This window comes from Pigmentiphaga humi (assembly GCF_900606115.1).
GTDB lineage: Bacteria > Pseudomonadota > Gammaproteobacteria > Burkholderiales > Burkholderiaceae_B > Pigmentiphaga > Pigmentiphaga humi.
The window spans coordinates 1-1318 of the sequence record NZ_UWPJ01000001.1 but is presented as its reverse complement, the minus strand read 5'-3'; the positions used below and the strand labels follow the sequence as shown (position 1 = coordinate 1318).

Here is a 1318-nt window from a genome sequence, read left to right as displayed (position 1 = left end):
TGAATCGAACCGGTTTTTGAGGAGGCTCCAATTCTTGAGAAAATGGAGCCATGAGCAAGAACAACAAGTTTTCCCCTGAAGTACGTGAACGTGCGGTACGGCTGGTTCAGGAGCATCGGGACGAATACCGCTCGCTGTGGGCGGCTGTCGAATCGATTGCGCCGAAGATCGGTTGCACACCGACGACCCTGTTGGATTGGATTAAGCGGTCAGAGATCGACAGTGGCGCGCGCCCTGGAGTAACGACCGAGGAGCGCGAACGCATCAAGGCGCTGGAGAAAGAGAACCGAGAGTTGCGCCGGGCCAACGAGATCCTGAAGTCAGCCAGCGCTTTTTTTGCCCAGGCGGCGCTCGACCGCGAACTGAAGAAGTAAACGCCTATATCGATCAGCATCGGGACCTGTACGGGGTCGAGCCGATTTGCAAGGTATTGCAGGTCTCCCCGTCAGCCTACAGGCGATATGCCGCCCGGTGTCGGAATCCCCAGCTACGCAGTCAGCGGGCCCAGCGCGACGAACAGCTCAAGCCGCAGATTCATCGAGTCTGGGAGCAGAACTTTCGCGTCTATGGTGCTCGTAAGGTCTGGAAGCAGATGAATCGCCAGAGCATTCGCGTGGCACGATGTACGGTTGAACGCCTGATGGGCGACTTGGGCATTAAAGGGGTGCGCCGTGGCAAGCGGGTTCGCACCACGGTGCCCGATAGCGCAGCAGCCTGCCCGCAAGATCTGGTACGGCGCCACTTCGAGGCGAATCGCCCGAACCAGCTCTGGGTGGCGGATTTCACCTACGTTTCCACTTGGCAGGGATGGCTGTATGTGGCCTTTGTTATCGACGCTTACGCGAAGCGGATCGTCGGTTGGCGTGCCTCCAGCAGTATGACGACGGACTTCGTCCTGGACGCTCTGGAACAAGCCGTGTACGACCGGCGCCCCAGTCAGTCAGATGGTCTTATCCATCATTCGGATCGCGGGTCGCAATACGTGTCAATTCGCTATTCCGAACGTCTGGGAGAAGCCGGAATCAATCCGTCTGTTGGCAACACCGGAAGTGCATACGATAACGCGTTAGCGGAGACCATCAACGGCCTGTACAAAACGGAGGTGATTTACAGACGGGCGCCTTGGAAGACCAAGGCTGCAGTGGAATTGGCAACGCTGGAATGGGTATCCTGGTTTAACCACCAACGCTTGCTCGGATCGATCGGTGATATCCCGCCGGCAGAAGCCGAAGAGCGTTACTATCGACAACTCGCGGCATCCGCTGCGGAATCTGTTTTACTTTAACAAAACAGCCTCCGCGATTCCCGGTGTGATTCA

1 protein-coding gene and 1 other annotated feature are annotated in these 1318 nt (G+C 57.4%); the gene reads left to right on the top strand.

Going from position 1 to position 1318, the window contains the following annotated elements; all coding sequences use genetic code 11:
• Positions 1-50: 50 nt before the first annotated feature.
• Positions 51-1285 (top strand): IS3 family transposase gene (locus PIGHUM_RS00005; RefSeq protein WP_124077193.1). Its coding sequence is split into 2 segments (ribosomal slippage): positions 51-339 and positions 339-1285, totalling 1236 coding nucleotides; the frame shifts between segments, so codons are not numbered across the junction.
• Positions 329-445: a sequence feature (AL1L pseudoknot), on the top strand. Its footprint overlaps the gene before it by 117 nt.
• Positions 1286-1318: the final 33 nt, after the last annotated feature.